Source organism: Streptomyces diversicolor (assembly GCF_057537855.1).
Genome location: NZ_BAAJXA010000029.1, coordinates 51,590 through 71,766, shown reverse-complemented (window position 1 = coordinate 71,766; position 20,177 = coordinate 51,590). Strand labels below are relative to the sequence as shown.

Sequence of the window (20,177 nt, the reverse complement as noted above, 5' to 3'; positions counted from 1 at the left end):
ACCACCGCAAAGTCAGCAGCATTGTGCGTAGGTGGGCAGCTGGAACACGGTCAGCCAGTCGGCGTTCTTCTCGATGAACTCCCGCATGCCACGGGTGAGGTGGAGGCGGACGTTGTCCCAGACCAGCACGATCGGGCCGCCGAGCTGGCCCCGGGCCCTGACCAGGAGGCGGCAGAAGTCGCGCCATCCGAAGCCCTTCGGCTCGTCCTTGCGGCCCCGGTACTCCCGCAGCCCGTAGATCAGCCTCGACCGGGACCCGGGCTTGAAGCAGCACATGCCCACCATGGACAGGCGGCCACTTCCCCGGCCGCGAACCCTGACCACCGGCGTGCGGCCGACGCGGCCCCAGGTCCTGGCCCGCGGCGGCGTCATCGACTGTCCGGCCTCGTCCTCGAAGGCGATCCACGCACCCCGGGCCGCGGCCTGTCTTTTACCCGCGGCCAGACCTCCTTCTTCCACAGGTCGACCGCCTCGTCGTCCCGCTCGATCGCCCGCCGGGCGGGCTGCTGCCAGGACCAGCCGTGCCGCTTCAGCAGCAGCCAGGTGCCCTCGATCGTGTACGAGACGTGGAACTGTCGGCCGATCAGCGTCCTGATCCTCGCCAGGGTCCACCGCTGATCCGGCCAGCCATGGGCGAGCGGGCCACGCTCCAGCGCCTGCTCCAGACGCTCCATCTGGGCCGGCCCCAGCCTCGGGCGGCCCGGTGACCCCTTCGACAGGACTCCGGCCTCGCCCCGCTCGCGCCAGGTCTTCCGCCAACGCTCCACCGACCGCTCCGACACCCGCAGTGCGGCGGCGATGTCCTTGTTCTTCTCCCCGCGCTCGAAGCGTTCCACGGCCTGAAGCCGAATGCGCTCCCGCGCGGCCCTCCCTGCGTCGGTCAGCCCGCCGCCCTGCGCGTATCTCACCTGCACAGACCTACCGGGCCCACCCCCCCCCAACTGTCAGGGCAATGACCCGACTTCACCCAATCAAGTTCAGTACTCAGGAACTCGCGAAGTCCGGAGCCCGTGACGCTTCTTGATCGTTGCGGTATGACGTCGTCATGCGGTACGCGCATGGTGGCGGGTTGACGCCAGAGGAGCAGGAGAAGCGGGAATGGGTGCGTTTGGAGGCGGCTGAGCGGTCCGCTCGTGGTGAGAAGACCGAGGCCGTTGCGAGGGAGCTTCGGGTGACGTCGCGGTCGGTGCGGCGCTGGCGGCGGGCGTGGGAGGAGGGCGGTGCGGACGCCCTGTGCTCGAAGGGGCCGGCCTCGGTGGAACGGCTGAGTTCCCGCCAGTGGGAGCGGCTGGAGGGGGAGCTGAAGCGGGGCCCGCTCGCGCACGGCTGGGACGATGAGGATGGTGTCCCGCCGAGTGGTGTAGCCGGTCAAGGGTCGTGAACGCGCTGGTGTCTGCCCGGGGCGTGCACCCGCTGTGGACGATTGCTCCCTGAACAAGGACAGTGTGCGTGCCGAGAATCACGTCCGTGCAGGTCAAGCGGCGTGTTGGTACTCGTGGATCACTCCGCCGAGGCGGTCGTGTCGACGTATGTCGAGGCGAGCGATCTCCCTGGGGTCGGTGATGGTTTCGGGGAGTGCGCGCAGCGGCGCGGCTGCCTGCAGGGAGCGGTGGGTGCGGTGCTCGTTGTAGAACCGCTCGTACTCGCTCAGGGCATGGCGCAGGTGGTGAGCGTTCCAGATGAGGGTGCGGTCGAGGAGCTCGCGGCGGAGGCTGAGCACCCATCTCTCAATAATCGAGTTCATCCTTGGCATGCGAACGCCGGTGAACACGCTCTGGATGCCGACGTCGGCGAGGATCTCGTCGATCAGGGCAGGGTATTTCGCGTCGCGGTCTCGGATCAGGTAGGCGGCGTGCGCGCCCACGTCCTCAAGGTCCATGACGAGGTTCTTGACCGCCTGGGTCACCCAGCCCGCGGTGGGGTGCGCGGTGGTGCCCAGGACGCGGATGCGGCGGGTTACGTGCTCGATGACGGCCAGGATGTACTGCCGCTGCCCGGTCAGGGTGATGGTTTCGATGAAGTCCATGGCCAGCAGGGCGTCGGCCTGGCAGCGCAGGAAGCTGGCCCAGGTAGTCGCGGTCCGTTCCGGCGCCGGGTCGACGCCTTCGGCCTTGAGGATCTCCCAGACGGTGGACGGGGCGACCGTGATGCCGAGCACGGCCAGTTCGCCGTGGATACGGCGGTAGCCCCAGCCGCTGTCCTCGCGGGCCAGGCGCAGGACCAGCGCCCGGATCGAGCGGACGGTGCGCGGCCGTCCGGGCCACTTGGGGCGGCAGATGCGGGCGTGCCGCTGCTTCACCAGGTTGTGGTGCCACCGCAGCACCGTGTCCGGACGTACCAGAAGCCGGAGACGACGCAGCACCTGGCGCGGCAGCGGTGCCAGGAGCGCGGCGAGGAAGGCCCGATCCTCGGGGGCAAACTTCACCCTTTTCGGGCCGAGTTGGCGCTCAAGGACCGTTATCTGGTGGCGTAGGGCCAGGATCTCGGCGTCCTTGGCGCGGTCGCTCATCGGGAGCAGCCAGAGCGCGGCGAAGGCATTCGACACGGTCAGATAGGCGAGACGCAGGAGCACGAGTGGTCATCATGCCGTGGCAACTGGCAGCGGCCGCAAGCGGGAGGACCTGCGCGGACGAGATTCTCGGCACGCACAAGGTCAGCCGGGGAACCGGGCCCGGAACTGACCGCTGCTTCCTACCGGAGAAGCTCCAGCACTTCGTGGAGGACCGCGTTGAGACGGACGGGCTCCGGGATGTCGCCCATGGTGATGACCAGTTCGCTGGGGCCGATCTGCCGGTGCATCACGTCGTCCCCGATGGTCCTGGAGTTCGCGAGGAACTGGGCGTGTGCCTTGTCGGTCCTCCCGAACGGGTGCTGGGCCGCCACCTGCTTGAAGCCCGGCTGCCTGAACACCGGCGGGATATGGTCCAGGACGGCCCGGATCATCGCGGCGCACACGTACGGGTTTCCCGCCTCGTAGGCATCGTTCAGCCCCTGACACAGGGCGATGAGCTTGTGCACCTTCCACTTGTTGGTGTTCGCTGCCGCGGCCTCCAGGTCGTCCAGGAGGGCGGGGGCGACGTACGGCCCGCGCGTGGGTGCGGCGGCCGGCGGCGTCTGCGCCGCCTCGGTGAGGGGAGCCAACTTGGCGGCCTCCGCCGTGACGAGTTCGCAGGTCCGCTCGATGTAGTCCTCCACGCTCTGTACGTCGCGGAACTGCATCACGCTGCGGGTGATCTCCCGCTCCCACCTCCCGTCGTTGAAGCTGACGCCTCCGCGGGACGTGTCGATCGCGGGTTCGTAGGAGAGGAGGTCGGGCAGGACATGGACGAACCAGGGCTTCAGATCTGGCATCGCGGCTGTCAGTTCGGCGGACCGCAGATGGGCCTGTGCGACCGCGTGGTCGGTCACCGCTCGGTCGGCGTACAGCTTGACCATGTGGCGGAGGGCCTTCACGAACGGCTCGCCGGCCACCCTCCGCAGTTCGGGCAGTACGCGGCAGGCGGCAACTGTCAGGCACACCTGGTGGGTCGGGTCGATGGGGGGTACGCATGGGGGCGGTGAAGCCGTATCCGGCGCCGAACGGCGCAGCCACCCCCACGCGGGGCAGCGACTCGAACAACTCATCGGCATCCACACGTCGCGCGTCGAAGTGGTGCTGGATGCTGGCCCACACCGGCCAGTTACCCGTTGCGAGCCACGGGTCGGCGATCCGCGTGATCAGGCTCCGCTGGTCCGGCGTGAGTTCGACGTCGAAGAGTGTGTTCAAGGGAGCCTCTTGGTGCGAGGAGAGGGGTGACGGGCCGACTGCGGGTGCGTCCGTGTCCGGCAGAGCGTCAGACGGCTCATCCTACCGGCGCCGCCGGTTGCGGGTGCAATAACCCATCCGTGCGGGTAGGAAGCCTGTGGGCTGCCAACTTGAGCGTTCGCCGGATGACGAAATTGAACGCGTTCAACTATCAGAGACGAATCGTTGAGCGCGTTCAGTCTCCGCCTCCGCCACGCACCTGTACAGGCCGCTCCCAGGCTGCTGATCTGCGCGGATGAATTATCGGCACCCGCAGTGTCAGCACCGAACTGCCGTGATTCCTGGCTGCCGAGCCCCTCCAGCTCCCGCACCGAACCCGTGCTGCTCCGGGAACACGGCCAAAGATCCGGGGGCGATTCTGGCTGAGGTCTCCCGGCCGTCAGGCGCGCAGCAGGGTGACGGTGCGCCCGGAGGGCGTGGTCTGCTGCGAGAAGGCGGTGCGCTCGTGGACCGGGGCTGTCTGCGGGCGGGTGTCGAAGACGACGAGGGTGCCCGTGGACAGCTCCATGCGGTCCAGGTAGTCGTCCAACTGTGCCAGCCCCTCGGCGAGGGGGTCGGTGCGGCCCTGGCGCCACACCTTCAGCTCCAGCGCCTCGCGCTGCACCGCCCGCGAACCGTCGGCAGCGGTGTACGGCTGGCGAATCAGCAGGTCCACACGCCGCCGGCCGACCCCGTACTCCCGGTCGATGAAACCCGCCCCGTTCACGATCCGGTGCAGGTAGGCCATCATCACCAGCTGTGCTGCGGCCTCCGGGTAGGTCGAGGCGGTGGCCAGGATCTCGCCGTTCTCCCGCCAGAACTCGGCGAAGGAGCACAGCAGCTTGTCCATGTCGATCCGGCCGTCCGGCAGCCGGAAGCTGCTCGGGGCGGCGACGACCTGGCCCTCCGTGTTGTTTCCCAGGACCCGGACAATGACCTCCTGGTAGATCGGATTGGCCACCCGCACCGGCGCGTCCGGAGCGACCAGCCCCAGGTCGCGCACGTACGCCAGATCGTCGTCGTACGTGTCCGTCGGCAAGAGCAGCTCGCCCGCGATCACCGGCTGGATCACCCGCCGCACCCGGTCCTCACCCAACCTGGCGGCCAGCGAGTCCAGATGCGTCGCACGCGCCAGGATCAGCCGCTCCTTCGCCTCCTCCATGTGCTCGGCCGTGATCGGCGTGTCCGACGGCACCCCCATCTCCTCGACGACCTCCCGGGCCAGCGCGTTGACCAGCCACGGCTGTCCCTGGGTAAAGCTGAAGGCACGCTCCAGCGCATCCACCGTGAAATCCTGGCCCGTCTCCGTGGTGTGCTGCCCGTACAGCTCGGCGACCTCGTCCTCGGTGAAGTCACCCAACCGCAGCGACGCCACCTTGATGTTGAACGGACTCGACGTACCAAGGCGCCCCGGATCCCCGCCCGAGGCCGCCTTGTAGTCACGCACATCCCGCAGCCCGCACAGCACCACCGCATGCGGGAAGCCGCCACGGCTGACAGTGAAGCCATCGCGCAACTGGCGCAGCACACTGCGCAGGCTCTCCCCCCGCAGCGCGTCGATCTCGTCGAAGAACAGCACCAACGGACGCGGACAGCTCCGCACCCACTCAGTCAGCCCCCGCGTGAGCCGGGACCCGGGCACCGCGTCGGGCCAGGAGGCGCAGGGCACGAGCTCATCAGGAAGCCCAGCGGCCTCCGCGGACCGCCGAATCGCCTCCAGCACCAGCAGCTCGGCCTGGCCATAGTCCTCCCCGGCCACCTCCGCGCTCTCGCACGAGAAGTGCAGCGCCGCGTACCGGCCCGAGGCCGTCAGTTCCCGGGCCATCGCCGCCAGCACCGTCGTCTTCCCGGTCTGCCGTGGCGCGTGCACCACGAAGTACTGGCCCTGCTCGATGTACCCGCGGGCCCTGGGCAGCCGCTCCTGGGCCGGCACCATGTAGTGACGCGTGGGGACGCACGGCCCGGCCGTATTGAAGTAGCGCATACCTCGCACGCTAGCCGACGGCACCGACAACCTGAGGCGACCGTGCACCCCACCACTGGCTACACCGCCCCGTACAGACACGAGTGCCAGAGCAGCGGTGCCCCGGTGCGGGGATCACCCGGCGGACAGACGCAGAAACGCGGCCAGCGCCCGCTGGGGTGCGGTGACCGCTGGAGCGCCTCCGGCGACCGCCAGGCCGCGAGGTCGCCGGCGTGGAAGGTCTCTACTCGCACGTTGCCCTGGCCATGGAGCAGGGGATTGCCGATTCGCTGCAAAGCAGGTGGCTGCGCCGTTCGCGGTCGGCGAGGGAGAGCACTTGAAGGCGCCATCTCCCACTGCTCTACCATTCGATCTTGAAAAGTGGTGGAAAACAGCAGGTCAAAGCCGCTCACGACACGTCGACATAGTTTCGTTCATGAAGTTCATCTCGTCGAAGAGCTTCATGCCGTTCGTCTACTACCGGGTCGCGCTCGGCATCGTCATCATCGCCCTGGTGACGGCGGGGGTGCTCAGCCCGCACGCGGCCGAGTCGGCGGGCTGACCGTCCGGGCCGCCGGCCGCGCCCGTGACCGACTCCATACGGTCTCCGTAGCGGTGCGGTAGCGCAGTGTCAGTGCTTACCCCTAGGCTTGTCCGCATGTCCCCCGATTCCGTGCCCCCTGGTTCCCTGCGGTCTGCCGCCGAGGTGAACGAACAGATCCGGGCCCTGTGGCTGCGTGCGGGCGGATCCCTGTCGGCCCAGGAGCGCGCGGAGTACGAATTGCTGGTGGTCGAGTGGGCCGAGGCGATCCGCGGCGAGATCATCGAGGCGGCCTGACCTTCCGGGCGGACGGGGGACCCGCGGGTGTGCTCCGCCCGCCCCGGCGCGCGACGCCCGCCGGGAAGGCGCCGGGCCCGACGGCCGGACCCTACCGGCCGCCCGCCACCCGCAACACCGCGCCGGTGGTGTACGAGGCATCCGCGGACATCAGCCAGGCGATCGCGGCGGCGATCTCCTCCGCCCGGCCGGGCCGGCGCAGCGGGATCGTGGCGGCCATGCGGTGCGCGCGGTCCGGATCGCCCATCGCCGCGTGCATCTCCGTGTCGATCGCGCCGGGGGCGACCGCGTTGACGCGGACGCCGTCGGGGCCGAGTTCCTTGGCCAGGCCGAGGGTGAGGGTGTCGACGGCGGCCTTGGTCGCCGCGTAGTGGACGTACTCCCCGGGGCTGCCCAGCGTGGCGGCCCCGGACGACACGTTCACGATCACGCCGTCGCCCCGGGCCGTCATGAGACGGGCGGCCCGACGCGAGCACAGCAGCGTGCCGAGGAGATTGACCTCGACGACCCGGCGCAGATCGGCGGTGTCCGTGTCGGCCAGCCGTCCCAGGGGACCGCTCACCCCGGCGTTGTTCACCAGACCGGTGACGGGTCCGAGCCGTTCCTCCGCCGTGTCGAACAGCCGCTCCACGTCGGCCTCCACGGCCGTGTCCACGCGCACGGTCACCGAGCGGCCCCCCGCCGCGCGCACCCCGTCCGCGACCGACTCGGCCGCCGCCGCGTCCCGGACGTAGCCGACGACCAGGTCGTGACCGTCCGCGGCGAGCCGCAGACAGGTCGCGGCGCCGATCCCCCGGCTGCCGCCGGTGACGACCGTGACGGGACGTGTCATGGGGACCTCCAGGTGATGTACGCGCTCGAAGATCACTCACTCTACGACCGCCCGGAACCACGCCTCGCACCCCGCCCGCCGACGACGAGGCACCGGATCCCCACGCGCGGCACGCCCGCGGAACAACACGGCGCCCGCGACAAGCCGCCGCCGCGGGTGGGCCTTCGCCGAGCCCGTGGGCGAGGCCCGACCAGCACGAGCACGGCTTCCGTTCCAGTGGTCGTCGCAGCACCCCGGTCAGGGGACGCGGGTGGTCTCGGCGGGCGACGGTCGTTCGCCGGGCCGAGGCCCTTACAGGGGCGTGGGAGCGGTTCGGCGAGGTCATGTGGTGCGCGGGGTCGGGTCGGCCCCGCTGTGGGAGGCGCGGAGCAGGATGGCGCCGGGTGCGATGGCGGGCCCGACGCCGGGCAGCGCGGCATGGCCCGGCCCGCCGGAGCGGGCGGCGGCGGCAGGTGCTGGAGCCTTCGCGTGCGGTGGCTGGAGGGTGTTCCTGGTCATGGCCGTCGTACTCGCGCCGGTCGTGCTGCTCCTGATGACACGCGACGCCCGGCCCGGCACCGCCCCGTCAGCCCCGGAAGCCGCCGTACGGCAGCCGGCGTCCTCTGCGCAGCCGTTCACCCTGGGCGGCATGATCGCCGTCGCGGTGAGCGGCCGGCCCGGGGGGCGTCGGACGGTCGGGCGGACACCGCGCCCGCCCGACGCACCGCGAGCCGGTGGAGTTCGCCGGCATCCCCGAAGCCCGGCGCGAACGCGTCCGCGTCAGGTCCCGCCACCGACCCCGAGGGCCGCCGCGTGACGGCGGTCCGCCCCCGGTGACCGCGCCGGGCGGACGGCACGCCGGTCGGCCGATGTGCTTAGGCCAGATGCCCGTGTGCGGATGCGTAGGGGGTTCGTTCCGCCACAAGATCCTGATCATGCGGACATCAACTGTTACCCGGCCCTTCTTGCGGCCGATGCGACGCGGCGGTGCGCGCCACGCCATACCCGCGGCCCTCGCCTGCGGCGTGCTGCTGGCGGCGACCACGGCCTGCGGTGACCCCGCGGACCGGACCTACCCGGGCGGTGCCCCGGGTATCAACAACCCGGCGTCGTCCGGCTCCGCGCGCCCGGCGGTGGGCACACGCCCCCCGGGCCTCGGGGACCGGATGTGGAAGCAGGTGCCGGCCGACACCCGTCAGCTCGTGGTGGTCTACGGCGACAGCCGGGATTCGCCCGACAGTCTCGTCGTGCTCTACGAGAAGCGGGGCACGGCCTGGGACGCCACGGGCAGTTGGCGCGGGCACAACGGCCGGATGGGCTGGACGACGGAGCATCGCATGGACGACGAGCGCAGCCCCGTCGGTGTGTTCACGCTGACCGACGCGGGCGGCGCGCTGGCGGATCCGGGCAGCCGGCTTGAGTACTGGCACGACGACAACGCCTTCGCCCCCACGATCAGCGATGACGAAGCCCACGCCCATGACTTCGACTACGTCATAGCCATCAACTACAACCGGCTCAAGGGCGCCCCGCCGTACGACTGGAACCGGCCCGATGGGGTGGAGAAGGGCGGCGGCATATGGCTGCACCTGGACCACGGTGACGGCACGTCGGCCTGCGTGACCGTTCCCGAGTCCGGGATGAAGACCCTGCTGCGCACCCTCGATCCGGCCCGCCACCCCGTCGTGGTGATGGGGGACCGTGAGCGTCTCAAGAGCTGAAGCCCGCTCGGAGGGCGGGCGCGCCGGTCAGGACCCGGTCCGCAGCGGCAGACCCGAGGGGCCACCCGTGCGCACCGGGTCCGCGAGCGGCCTCACCGAATGGCCGCCCGTCCCTTCCTGAAACCCGGCCTAGCGGCCGGAAGCGGCCGGTGTGACGTACTCCTTGAGGAGTTCGTACGACCTGAGCCGGTCGGCCAACGCGTAGACGGGTGTCGTCAGCATGAGTTCGTCCGCGTGGGTCGCGGCCACCAGGTCGTTCAGGCGCCGTGCGACCGTCTCGGGTGAGCCGTGCGCCTGGTGGGCGCGGAAGGCCGCCAACGCCCGTGTCTCGTCCGCGGTGAACGCGTGGGCGGTCGCCTCTTCGGGCGTCGGGAAGGGGATGTCGCCCCGCCCCTGGAGGAGTCCGGCCTTGACGACGTCCATCGGGCCGGCGAGCCGGGCCGCCTCCTGCTGGGTCTCGGCGCACACCGTTTCCACGCACAGGAGCACGCGGGGGCGCGGGCACCAGCGGGACGGGGAGAAGTGCGCGCGGTAGTGGTGCAGCGCGGCGAGCGTGTTGTCGGGGCGTATGTGGTGGGCGAAGGCGATCGGCAGGCCGAGTTCCGCGGCGAGCGCGGCGCCGGCCGTGCTGGAGCCGAGCAGCCAGGGCTCCGGCAGCGGGTCGAGCGCCACCTCGTCCACCAGGAGCCGCAGGGTCGCCGCCACGTCGTCGCGGTACTCGTCGTCCGTCGCCGGTGCGGCGCCGCGCCGCAGCGCCCGCGCCGTCGCCTCGTCGAAGGTGCCAGGCCCCCGGCCGATGCCCAGGTCGATCCGTCCGGGGTGCAGCGCGGCCAGCGTGCCGAACTGCTCCGCCAGCATGATCGGGGCGTGGTTCGGCGCGAGGACGCCGCCGGATCCGAGACGGACGGACGACGTCGACGCGGCGGCGTGGGCGATCAGGACGAGGGGCGGGAACGCCCCGATGGCCGGGGAGTGGTGGTGCTCGGCGTACCAGAGGCGCCGGTAACCGAGGGCGTCGAGACGGCGGGCGAACGCGCCGGTGTCCCGCAATGTGTCCTCGGCCCGGGCGCCCGCCTGCACCATGGCCACTTCGAGTGCGCCGACCGGAACGGTGATCATCCGCCCAGTATAGAAAGGGAGTTGACGGCACGACCGGGCGGGCGGGATGCGCGCCGCGCGGGCGGTCGGACCCGTTGTGGTGGTGAGTCGTCCGAAGTTTCGCCCGAATGTCGTCGCACACCCCCTTGGCTCCGCGGGCCCCGTGACCAACACTGAGGCGATGACGCAGCGTGTGGACCTCGCTACCGTGATGGACCGAATGACCGTGGACGGGCTCGTCACCGAGTACGCGACGGCCGTGGACGACGGGGACTGGGGCGCGTACCGGGCCCTGTTCACCGACGACGGGCGGGCGGACTACCGGTCCGCCGGCGGCATCGAGGGTGAGGCGGCCCGGGTCGCCGACTGGCTGGCCGGCAGCCTCGGCCGGTTCGTGATGCGCCAGCATCTGATCGTCAACCGCCGGGTGCGGTTCGGGATCCTGCAACGGGACACCGGGGACACCGCCGAGGTGCGGGCCGACTACCTCAACCCGATGAGGCTGGCCGGCGGCGACGGCGGCTCGACGGCGCCCGACTTCGTGTGCGGCGGCCGCTACGGCTTCGGGCTGCTGCGCACGCCGGACGGCTGGCGGCTGCGCGAGGTGGTCGTCGAGGAGAAGTGGCGCCGCCTGCCCGATCCGCGTCCCGCGCCGCTGGCCGACTGAGTCCAAGGCCCCCTGTCGGCGGGTGCCGCCCGGCGCGCACACTGGAGACAGCCGCTGCGCAGGGAGGCCAGGCATCATGAGGACGCGGACGCTCGACCGCCTGCTGGCCTCCGCGTGGCGCCGCTCGGCCGCCGCCGTCCTCGCGGGCGCCCTGCCGGTGCTGTCCTTCCCGGCGCCCGCCCTGTGGTGGTTCGCGTACGTCGCTCTGGTCCCGTGGATCCTGCTGGCCCGCTCGGCACCCACCGGGCGGCGCGCTGCGCTCGACGGCTGGTGCGGCGGTATCGGCTTCATGGTGGCGGTGCACCACTGGCTGCTGCCGAGCCTGCATGTCTTCCTGTTCCTGATAGCGGCGCTGCTGGGCGCGTTGTGGCTGCCCTGGGGCTGGCTGGTGCGCCGCTTCCTGGGCGGGACGCCCGCGCCGGGCCGGGGCGCCGCCGCGCTGCTGGTGCTGCCGTCGGCGTGGCTGGCCGTGGAGCTGGTCCGGTCCTGGCAGGGGCTCGGCGGCCCCTGGGGCATGCTCGGGTCGAGCCAGTGGCAGGTGGAGCCGGCGCTGCGGCTCGCCTCGGTGGGCGGGGTGTGGCTGCTCAGCTTCCTGGTGGTGGCCGTGAACGTCGCGGTGGCGGTGCTGGTGTCGGTGCGCGAGTCCCGGACGCCGGCGCTCGCCTCGCTCGTCGCCACGGCGGCGGCGACCTCGGCGGCCTGGGCGTGGTCGCCGCGCCCGTCCGACGAGGGCCGGGTCCGGATCGCGGTCGTCCAGCCGGGCGTCATCGGCGGCGGCGACAGCGGCGAGGGGCGCTTCGACCGTGAGGAACAGCTCACCCGGCAGCTGGTGGGCCGGCACCCGGACCTGGTCGTGTGGGGCGAGAGCAGCGTCGGCTTCGACCTGGCCGACCGGCCCGACCTGGCCCGTCGGATCGCCGCGCTGTCCCGCGAGACGGGCGCGGACGTGCTGGTCAACGTGGACGCCCGCCGCTCGGACCGGCCGGGCATCTACAAGAGTTCGGTGCTGATCGGCCCCCAGGGCCCGACCGGCGCCCGCTACGACAAGATGCGGCTGGTCCCCTTCGGCGAGTACATACCGGCCCGCTCGCTGCTGGGCTGGGCGACATCGGTCGGCAAGGCGGCGGGCGAGGACCGCAGGCGGGGCACCGAGCAGGTGGTGATGGACGTCGGGCACGGGCTGCGTCTCGGCCCGATGGTCTGTTTCGAGACCGCGTTCCCCGACATGAGCCGGCGTCTCGCCCAGGACGGTGCGGACGTGCTGCTGGGCCAGTCCTCCACGTCGACGTTCCAGCGCAGTTGGGCGCCGGCGCAGCATGCCTCGCTGGCAGCGCTGCGCGCAGCGGAGACCGGCCGTCCCATGGTGCACGCGACGCTGACCGGGATCTCCGCCGTCTACGGTCCGGACGGGCGGCGGCTCGGCCCGTGGCTCGGCACCGACGCGAGCGCCGCCCGTGTCTACGAGGTGCCGCTCGCGCACGGGGTCACGCCGTACGTCCGCTACGGCGACTGGCCGGTGCAGGGGGCGCTGCTGGTGCTGGCCGCCCTGGGTGTGGCGGAGGGCACACGGGCGGTCAGGGCGCGGCGGGGCGCTCCCGCACCGCACGCACCACACGCTCGCACAGTTCGTGAGTCGCCAGTGCGTCACGGGCGCTGAGCACCGTGCCGGCGCGCACGGCGTCCAGGAAGGCGAGCACCGCCTGCTCGATGCCGCGCTGCCGGGCCACCGGCACCCAGTCGCCGCGCCGCCGCACCGTCGGCTGGCCCTTGTGGTCGATCACTTCGGCGAGGTTGACGACCTGACGCTTGGTGTCCTGTCCGGACACTTCGAGGATCTCCTCCGCGGAGCCGCTGCGCCGGTTCATCACGCCGAGCGCGGTGAAGCCGTCCCCGGCGAGTTGCAGCACGACGTGGTGCAGCAGTCCGCCCTGCAGGCGGGCCCGCACGGTCACGTCCTCGACGGGGCCGGGGGCCAGGAAGCGCAGGGTGTCGACGACGTGGATGAAGTCGTCGAGGATCATCGTGCGCGGCTCCTCCGGCAGCCCGACGCGGTTCTTCTGCATCAGGATCAGCTCGCGCGGGTGATCGGCGCACTGCGCGTAGCCGGGGGCGTGGCGCCGGTTGAAGCCGACGGCCAGGGAGACGTCCCGCTGCTCGGCGAGCGCCACCAGCCGCCGGGAGTCGGCGAGTTCGTAGGCCAGCGGCTTGTCGACATAGGTCGGTATGCCCGCGTCGAGGAGGCGGGTGACGATCTCCGGGTGGGCCTCGGTGGGCGCGTGCACGAAGGCGGCGTCGAGTCCCCGGTCGAGCAGCGCGTCCAGGGTGGGGTGCCGCTGGGCGGCGGGGACCCGCAGGGCGTCGGCGACCCGGTCGAGGGTCGCGGGCGTCCGGGTCTGCAGATGCAGTTCGAGCCCGGGCAGCGCGCCGAGCACCGGCAGATACGCCTTCTGCGCGATGTCGCCGAGTCCGATGCAACCGACCTTCACGTGCTCTCCCCTAGTTCCTGTAGTTCCTGTAGTTCCTGTCGTCAAACTCCCGTCGTTCGCCCGGAGGGCGGGCCCTGCGGCGTCAGGTTGTGCTCTCGGTGTGCCGGGCGCAGGGCTCGTACTGGACGTACTGGACGTACGTGGGCCTGTGGCCGGTGCGGCGAGAGTGCGTGCAGGGCGTCGCGGGGCAGGCGGGGGTTTGACGACAGGGCCTAGCGCTTGCCCAGCGGTGCCTGCTCGGAAGCATACGGGGGACGCCAGTCGGCGATGCCGTCGAATCCGCGCAGGAACAGGGCGGGTCCGGCCTTGGAGAGCGCGGCGACGGTGGTGTTGCGCACGGCGATGGCGGCGCGGTTCCCGGTCAGGTTGAGGCGGCTCACCCTGACGGCCTGCCGGGCGATGGCGGTGGTGCGCGGCAGCCGGGCCGCGGTGTAGGCGGCGAGGTCGCGGGCGTGGTGGGCGAGGACGACGGCGTCCTCGATGGCCTGGTTGCCGCCCTGGCCGAGGGTGGGCGGCATCGCGTGCGCGGCGTCGCCGAGGAGCGCGGTGCGGCCGCGGTGGTGGGCGGGCAGCGGCTCGGCGATGTGGTGGACGTCGTGCCGCAGGACGTCCTCGGGGCCGGCCGCGGCGATGACGGCGGGGATCGGGTCGTGCCAGTCGCCGAACCGGCGCAGCAGTTCGGCCTTCTCGTCGTCGGGGGCGCGGCCGCCGGCCGGGAGGGTGGCGGCGGCGTACGCGTACACCCGGCCGTCCTTGAGCGGGTGCGTGCCCCAGATGCGGCCCCGGCCCCATGTCTCGTGCGAGGCGAACTCGGCTCCGGGCACCGGGATCACGATCCGCCAGGTGGTGAACCCGGCGTACACCGGTCCGGGGTGGTCGGGGAAGAGCGCCGCGCGTACGGCGGAGCGGATGCCGTCCGCGCCGACCACCAGGTCGGCCTCCCACTCCTCGCCCGCGGCGGTCACCCTGGCCGGCCGGCCGGTGCCGCCGGGGTCCGCCAGGGCGGCGTCGGCGGCCGTGCGGACGGCGTCCGGCGGGAGCAGGGCGGCGATGCTGTCGATGAGGGTGGAGCGGTGCAGCAGGACGAGGGGGCCGCCGAACCGGGCCGTTGCGGCCTCGGCGCTGGTACGCGAGAGCCAGCGACCGCTCGGGGTGCGCAGTCCGCCGTCCCCCTGCCAGGCGGCCAGGTCGCGGATCTGGTCGCCGATGCCGATGACGTCGAGGGCGCGCAGCGCGTTCGGGGCGAGCGAGATGGCCGCGCCGACCGGGGCCAGGGAGCCGGCCCGTTCCAGGACGGTGACCTGCCAGCCGTGCCGGTGCAGGGCCGCGGCGGCGGTCAGACCTCCGATTCCGCCACCGATGACGACGGCGCGCAACGACTGTGCCATGACTCCTCCAAGAGCGCGCGGACGGTCCACCACAGACCCGGGTGACCGGGTTCCGCCGCCGGACGCACTACATGTGTAGTAAGGCGGCGCCTCGACTGTACTACAGGTGTAGTGCCGCGGGTAGGGTCGTCCCATGTCCGCCCACACCCCGGCCGCCTCCCGTGCGGACCTCGTCGCCGACACCGCCATCGCGCTGCTCGCCGAGCGCGGCATGCGCGGCCTGACCCATCGCGCGGTCGACGAGGCGGCCGGCCTGCCGCAGGGCTCGACCTCGAACGTCGCCCGCACCCGCCAGGCCCTGCTGGAGCTGGTGGTGCGGCGGCATGCCGTCCGGGAGGCGCGGGTGCTCGCCCTGGACGAGATGCCCGACCCGCGCGGCGGCCGCGACGCGCTGGTGGACGCCCTGGCCCTGGCGACGCACCGGACCGTCACCCGCCACCGCGAGCTGCTGATCTCCCGTTACGAGCTGGCCCTGGAGGCCACGCGCCGCCCCGCCCTGCGGGCCTTCTACGACGCGACGGGCGCCGTCTTCCGGGAGCAGCTGGCCGCCATGGCCGCCGCGCTGGGCTCGACCGAGCCGGAGCGGCACGCGCTGTCCCTGGTCGCCTGGGCGGACGGGTTGATGTTCTCGTGTGCGGCCGGATCGTTCAGCGCGCGGGTGCCGAGCCTCGCCGACGTACGGGCGGGGGTGCGGGAACTGCTCGACGGGATGCTGGGCGGCGGAAATTCCGTGCCGCGGGCGGGCCGGGCGGGCCACAATGGCGGCCATGACGAATGAGCGCCGGGAACCGGCCCAGAACGCCGACGAGCGGACGATGCTGGAGGGCTGGCTCGACTACCACCGCGACACCCTCGCCCTGAAGTGCGCGGACCTGACCGACGCCCAGCTCAGAACCGCCGCGGTCGCACCGTCCGAGCTGTCCCTCATGGGGCTGGTGCGGCACCTGGCTGAGGTCGAACGGAACTGGTTCCGCAAGGTGCTGGTGTGCGACGATCCGGGCCCGATCTACTACAGCGACGAGGACCCGGACGGCGACTTCCACGTCACCGAGGCGGACACCTGGCAGGAGGCGTACGCCACCTGGCAGGGCGAGATCGAGACCGCCCGGCGCCACGCGGCCGGCTTCGGACTCGACGACCTCTCCCGGGGCGTGAGCCGGTTCTCCAAGGAACCGTTCAGCCTCCGCTGGATCTACACCCACATGATCGAGGAGTACGCCCGGCACAACGGCCACGCGGACCTGATCCGCGAGCGGATCGACGGCGCCACCGGCGAATGACGTCACCGTGCGCACCGCCGCTTCACCCACGCGGGGCGGGAGATCACCCGTGCGGGGCATCCTGCGCTCGCCCGTCGTCCCGATCGGGTGGCTGAAGCAGCAGAGTTGCGTGGGTGCATCGAACGACGACCGCCGCCGCGCTTCTGGTCACCGTGGCCGTCTCGGCCCTGACCGGCTGTGTCACCGTCCAGCGTCCGCCGACCGCCGGGCCGCCGGGTAGTACGGCACGGTCGCAGCCCTCGGCGCCCCGGCCGGACGGCAGCGCCGAGCCCCGGGTGGTGCAGGCACCGGCCCGGGAGGCGCTGGAGATGGTCGGCCCCTCCCGGCGTCCCGGGCAAAAGGAGCGGGCCGCGCCGAGCGCTCCGGCGGCGACGGCGTCGCCCCGGCGATCCTCCTCACCCCGTGCACATCCCCACCCACGGCCGCACCGCACACCGCGCCCGCGCGCCGACGCCCCCGAACGGTCCCGGACCACCGTCGCGCCCCCGGACGTGTGCGCCCTGGGCAGACAGTACGGCGGCTGGCACCCGGACAGCCCGGAGTCCCGCATCTGCGAGCGGGCGTACGGCCGTTGACGGTGCGGTGCGCTCCGCTGGTCATGCCGCGATGCGCGTCGTCGGTTGCAGCGCCGTCGTCGGTTGCAGCGCCGTCGTCGTTTGCAGCGCCGTCGTGGCTGGTCGCGCAGTTCCCCGCGCCCCTTCCGGGGCGCACCCGCCGTGCGTCGGCTGCGGCACCGTCGTGGCTGAGCGCGCCGTTCCCCGCGCCCCTTCCGGGGCGCACCCGCCGTCGGTCGGCTGCGACGCCGTCGTGGCTGGGCGCGCCCGCGCGGCGGAGCCGCACATTGATACAGCCCCGCGCCCCTTCCGGGGCGCACCCGCCGTCGGTCGGCTGCCGCGCTGTCATGGCTGGGTGGGGTTTCAGGGGGTGTGGTCGGGGGGTGGGTCGCCCAGGTGGTGGGCCAGTCTGGTGATCGCCGCTCGCACGCCGTCGCCGTAGCTGTCGTCGGCTAGGGCCACGGCCGCGCCGCGGGCCCGGCGCAGATGGCTGCGGGCCGCGTCGGTGCGGCCCAGCTTCACATAGTCGGCGGCGAGGTTGAGGTGCAGCGACGGGTAGAAGCCGCGGACCGCGCCCGCAGCGCCGTCCGGACCGCCGTGCGCCGCCTGCGCGGCCTCCTGGGCCGCCGACAACGCCCTCAGGTCCCAGGCCAGTTCGTCCGAGGGATCGTCCTGCGTGTCGGCCAGATAGTGCGCCAGTGTGCAGCGGTGCAGCGGGTCCCCGTCCTGACCGATCTCCGTCCACAGGTCGAGCAGGCGGCGCCTGGCCTCCTCGCGGTCCCCGCCGTGGTGCAGCATGACGACCTGCCCGATGCGGGTCAGTACGCCCTCAGGCGCGGCCTGCTCCTGTCGCTCCACCACGGCGCCTCCTCCGTCTCGTGGCCGCAGGCACCGCAAGCCGCCCGCCGGCCGCCGCGCTCCCCGTCCCACCCCGACGCTAACCGGGGGCACCGGCAATCCCGGTCAGGCGCCCCCGTACGGCACCGGCGGGCTTCGGCGCGGTCAGCCGAGGTCCGGGATCGTCCAGTCGACCGGCTCATGGCCCTGCCGGGCGATCGCCTCGTTGATCTGCGTGAACGGCCGGGAGCCGAAGAACTTCTTCGCGGACAGCGGCGAGGGGTGCGCGCCCTTGACCACCACATGGCGGGTCTCGTCGATCAGCGGCAGCTTCTTCTGCGCGTAGTTGCCCCACAGCACGAAAACGGCCGGGTCCGGCCGCTCGGCCACCGCGCGGATCACCGCGTCGGTGAACTTCTCCCAGCCCTTGCCCTTGTGCGAGTTCGCCTCGCCCCCGCGCACCGTGAGGACCGCGTTGAGCAGCAGCACGCCCTGCTCGGCCCACGGCATCAGATAGCCGTTGTCCGGGATCGGCGTGCCCAGCTCCTCCTTCATCTCCTTGTAGATGTTCCGCAGGGAGGGCGGGGTCTTCACCCCGGGCCGCACCGAGAAGCACAGGCCGTGACCCTGGCCCTCGCCGTGGTACGGGTCCTGGCCGAGGATGAGCACCTTGACCTTCTCGTACGGCGTCGCCTCCAGCGCGGCGAAGACCTCCTCGCGCGGCGGGTAGACGGGACCCTTCGCCCGCTCCTCCTCGACGAACTCGGTCAGCTCCTTGAAGTAGGTCTGCTGCAGTTCGTCGCCCAGAACCCCGCGCCAGGACTCGGGCAGCATGGCGGTGTCGGTCACGTCAACGTCCTTACGGTGTACGGTCACTTGCTGGTCTCAGAACCTACAGGCGACCACTGACAATCGGTGCCGCGACCGCCGTCACCAGCTGGTCTTGCGGTGCAGCTCCCACATCATCATGATCGTCGAGGGGTCGAGCGCGCGCTCGCCGCCCGAGATGTCGTCGCTGGCCGCCACGTACTGCCGTCCCTGCCACAGCGGCAGCAGCCGGGCGTCGTCCACCAGTATCTGCTGCGCCTCCTCGAACTGCTTCACCACGTTCGCGCGGTCGCTCTCGCGCCGGGACGCGGGCAGCAGTTCCTTGGTGATGCGGGGCGCAGGGTAGGGGGTGCCGAGGGCGTTCTGCTCGCCGACGAACGGGGCGATGAAGTTGTCCGCGTCGGGGAAGTCGGGGAACCAGCCGCGGCCGAACACCGGGTACTCGCCCTTCTGGTAGCCCACCACATAGGTCTTCCAGGGGCGGCTCTTCAGGGTGATCCGGAACAGGCCGGAGTCGTCCAGCTGCCGCTTCAGCTCCTGGAACTCCTTGGCGGTCTCGGAGCCGTACCGGTCGGTGGTGTACCAGAGGGTCAGCGGGACGCGCCCGGTGATGCCCGCCTCGGTGAGGAGGGTGCGCGCCCGGGCGACGTCGGGTTCGCCGAAGTCGTCGAAGAAGCCGGTGGTGTGGCCGGTCAGGCCCTTGGGGACCATGGAGTACAGGGGGTCCACGGTGTCCTTGTAGACCTTGTGCGCGATGGCGGCGCGGTCCACCACCTGGGCCACGGCCTTGCGTACGGCGAGTCGGTCGGCCCAGCGGTCCTTCGGGTTGAAGACCAGGTAGCTGATGTCCGTGCCTGCGCCGTCGACCAGTTGCAGGTCCTGCGACTCATGGCTCTGGAGGGCGATGATGTCGCCCGCCGCGAGACCGCGGTAGGTCAGGTCGATGTCCCTGGCGCGCAGCGCCTCGACCATGGCGGCGGAGTCCTGGAAGTAGCGGATCGTCACGGCCTCGTTCCGCCGGTCGGCGAAGCCCTGGTAGCGGTCGTTGCGGACCAGCTCGGCCTTCTCGCCCTCCTCGTACGAGCGCAGCTCGTACGGCCCGGACCCGTGCACCGTGCCGTCCTCGCGCAGCGAGCGGGCCGGGTAGTCGCGCGGGTCGACGATCGACATGGCCGGAGTGGCGAGCACGAACGGGAAGGTGGCGTCGGGCTGGTTGAGGCGGAAGTAGACGTCGTGGTCTCCGCGGATCTCGACCCGGTCGAGGCTGCCGAGGAGTCCGGCGGGGCCGCTCGGCGCGTCGATGGCCCTGATCCGGTCGACGGAGTGCTTGACGGCCTCGGCGGTCAGCGGGTCGCCGTCGGCGAACCGCAGGTCCGGGCGGAGCGCGCAGTGGTAGGTGCGGTTCGAACCGTCGGTGAACGCACAGCTCCTGGCGGCGTCCGGCTGGGGCGTGGTGGAGCCGTTGGGGTAGGCGACGAGGGTCTGGTAGATGTTGCGGAACAGCTCCCACGAGCCGTCCCAGGCCGCGGCCGGATCCAGCGTGCTCGGCGCGCTGGTGGTCCCGACGACGATCGGTTCCTCGCTGTTCGGATCGCCGTCGGAGAAGACCGCGCACCCGGTCACCAGGGATATGGACGCGATCGCCGCCAGGTGACGCAGGCATCGGTTCCGGTTGAACACGCGCACGCTCCTCGATCTGGCATACCAAGGGGTCGGCAGACCATACCGCAGTGCCGTGCCGGGCGAACCCGCTTCGCGCAGGGCTCTGATCAGGTCGTTCATGACGACGTTGTCATCGCCCCGCAGGCCCCCGCGCACGGACGAGAGCGCCGTTCCCGTCAAGGAAACGACGCTCTCGTGCGCCCGATCGTCACCCGCGCGACGACTCTCCGCGCGCCCGGACGCGGGCGCGGCCCGTCGGC

At 72.0% G+C, this 20,177-nt stretch carries 17 protein-coding genes and 3 pseudogenes; 8 read left to right on the top strand and 12 right to left on the bottom strand.

Translation table 11 applies throughout. From position 1 onward, the window contains the following. Positions 1 to 24: 24 nt before the first annotated feature. A pseudogene (locus AC27LF_RS30175) lies at positions 25 to 908 on the bottom strand (IS630 family transposase); the annotation flags it as partial. A gap of 137 nt (positions 909 to 1,045) precedes the next feature. On the opposite strand from AC27LF_RS30175, the pseudogene AC27LF_RS30170 reads away from it, so the two are divergent. Next, positions 1,046 to 1,339, top strand: a pseudogene (locus AC27LF_RS30170) (helix-turn-helix domain-containing protein); the annotation flags it as partial. Between the two features lie 135 nt (positions 1,340 to 1,474). On the opposite strand, the gene AC27LF_RS30165 reads toward AC27LF_RS30170, so the two are convergent. The 3 genes from AC27LF_RS30165 to AC27LF_RS30155 form a co-directional block, all read right to left on the bottom strand. Next, complete coding sequence (locus tag AC27LF_RS30165; protein ID WP_479659780.1) at positions 1,475 to 2,572, bottom strand: integrase core domain-containing protein; 1,098 nt, start codon at positions 2,570 to 2,572, stop codon at positions 1,475 to 1,477. Between the two features lie 119 nt (positions 2,573 to 2,691). Beyond that, positions 2,692 to 3,471, bottom strand: coding sequence for a hypothetical protein (locus tag AC27LF_RS30160; protein ID WP_479659781.1), 780 nt, complete (start codon positions 3,469 to 3,471; stop codon positions 2,692 to 2,694). A gap of 713 nt (positions 3,472 to 4,184) precedes the next feature. Next, positions 4,185 to 5,768, bottom strand: coding sequence for an ATP-binding protein (locus AC27LF_RS30155; RefSeq protein ID WP_479659782.1), 1,584 nt, complete (start codon positions 5,766 to 5,768; stop codon positions 4,185 to 4,187). Between the two features lie 403 nt (positions 5,769 to 6,171). Between AC27LF_RS30155 and AC27LF_RS30150 the strand changes: the two are divergent. Continuing rightward, positions 6,172 to 6,309 (top strand): annotated as a pseudogene (locus tag AC27LF_RS30150) (undecaprenyl-diphosphatase); the annotation flags it as partial. 96 nt (positions 6,310 to 6,405) lie between these two features. Continuing rightward, positions 6,406 to 6,585, top strand: a complete 180-nt coding sequence (locus AC27LF_RS30145; RefSeq protein ID WP_479659783.1) for a hypothetical protein — start codon at positions 6,406 to 6,408, stop codon at positions 6,583 to 6,585. A gap of 91 nt (positions 6,586 to 6,676) precedes the next feature. Here the strand turns inward: AC27LF_RS30145 and AC27LF_RS30140 are convergent, their stop codons facing one another. Next, on the bottom strand, positions 6,677 to 7,417 hold the full coding sequence (locus AC27LF_RS30140; RefSeq protein WP_479659784.1) for an SDR family oxidoreductase: 741 nt from the start codon (positions 7,415 to 7,417) through the stop codon (positions 6,677 to 6,679). 321 nt (positions 7,418 to 7,738) lie between these two features. Further along, positions 7,739 to 7,915 carry a hypothetical protein gene (locus AC27LF_RS30135; protein ID WP_479659785.1) on the bottom strand — a complete coding sequence of 59 codons (177 nt, stop codon included), beginning with the start codon at positions 7,913 to 7,915 and terminating at the stop codon, positions 7,739 to 7,741. Positions 7,916 to 8,370: 455 nt separating this feature from the next. Here AC27LF_RS30135 and AC27LF_RS30130 point away from each other — a divergent pair, with 455 nt between their 5' ends. Further along, a complete protein-coding gene (locus tag AC27LF_RS30130) occupies positions 8,371 to 9,117 on the top strand; it encodes a hypothetical protein (RefSeq protein WP_479659786.1) in 747 nt (248 codons plus the stop codon). A gap of 129 nt (positions 9,118 to 9,246) precedes the next feature. On the opposite strand, the gene AC27LF_RS30125 is transcribed toward AC27LF_RS30130, so the two are convergent. Then, positions 9,247 to 10,236: an LLM class flavin-dependent oxidoreductase gene (locus tag AC27LF_RS30125; RefSeq protein WP_479659787.1), complete on the bottom strand. Its 990-nt coding sequence runs from the start codon at positions 10,234 to 10,236 to the stop codon at positions 9,247 to 9,249. 160 nt (positions 10,237 to 10,396) lie between these two features. Here AC27LF_RS30125 and AC27LF_RS30120 point away from each other — a divergent pair, with 160 nt between their 5' ends. Both AC27LF_RS30120 and lnt read left to right on the top strand, forming a co-directional pair. After that, positions 10,397 to 10,882 carry a nuclear transport factor 2 family protein gene (locus AC27LF_RS30120; protein WP_479659788.1) on the top strand — a complete coding sequence of 162 codons (486 nt, stop codon included), beginning with the start codon at positions 10,397 to 10,399 and terminating at the stop codon, positions 10,880 to 10,882. A gap of 76 nt (positions 10,883 to 10,958) precedes the next feature. Next, positions 10,959 to 12,539 (top strand): apolipoprotein N-acyltransferase, encoded by a 1,581-nt coding sequence (gene lnt, locus AC27LF_RS30115; RefSeq protein ID WP_479659789.1) that lies wholly within the window; start codon positions 10,959 to 10,961, stop codon positions 12,537 to 12,539. Here lnt and AC27LF_RS30110 read toward each other — a convergent pair. Both AC27LF_RS30110 and AC27LF_RS30105 read right to left on the bottom strand, forming a co-directional pair. Further along, positions 12,457 to 13,368 (bottom strand): Gfo/Idh/MocA family protein, encoded by a 912-nt coding sequence (locus tag AC27LF_RS30110; protein WP_479659790.1) that lies wholly within the window; start codon positions 13,366 to 13,368, stop codon positions 12,457 to 12,459. The genes lnt and AC27LF_RS30110 overlap by 83 nt on opposite strands. Before the next feature lie 212 nt (positions 13,369 to 13,580). Further along, entirely contained in the window at positions 13,581 to 14,756 is a 1,176-nt protein-coding gene (locus AC27LF_RS30105; RefSeq protein ID WP_479659791.1) for an FAD-dependent monooxygenase, read from the bottom strand. A 133-nt stretch (positions 14,757 to 14,889) separates the two neighbouring features. Between AC27LF_RS30105 and AC27LF_RS30100 the strand changes: the two genes are divergently transcribed. Both AC27LF_RS30100 and AC27LF_RS30095 read left to right on the top strand, forming a co-directional pair. Next, entirely contained in the window at positions 14,890 to 15,534 is a 645-nt protein-coding gene (locus tag AC27LF_RS30100) for a TetR/AcrR family transcriptional regulator (RefSeq protein WP_479659792.1), read from the top strand. Next, entirely contained in the window at positions 15,524 to 16,036 is a 513-nt protein-coding gene (locus AC27LF_RS30095) for a DinB family protein (RefSeq protein WP_479659793.1), read from the top strand. Before AC27LF_RS30100 ends, AC27LF_RS30095 begins: the two co-directional genes overlap by 11 nt. A 917-nt stretch (positions 16,037 to 16,953) precedes the next feature. Here the strand turns inward: AC27LF_RS30095 and AC27LF_RS30090 are convergent. The 3 genes from AC27LF_RS30090 to AC27LF_RS30080 form a co-directional block, all read right to left on the bottom strand. Further along, entirely contained in the window at positions 16,954 to 17,451 is a 498-nt protein-coding gene (locus tag AC27LF_RS30090) for a hypothetical protein (RefSeq protein WP_479659794.1), read from the bottom strand. Positions 17,452 to 17,592: 141 nt separating this feature from the next. After that, positions 17,593 to 18,276, bottom strand: coding sequence for a uracil-DNA glycosylase (locus AC27LF_RS30085; protein ID WP_479659795.1), 684 nt, complete (start codon positions 18,274 to 18,276; stop codon positions 17,593 to 17,595). A gap of 81 nt (positions 18,277 to 18,357) precedes the next feature. Next, entirely contained in the window at positions 18,358 to 19,935 is a 1,578-nt protein-coding gene (locus AC27LF_RS30080) for an ABC transporter substrate-binding protein (protein WP_479659796.1), read from the bottom strand. Positions 19,936 to 20,177 lie beyond the last annotated feature (242 nt).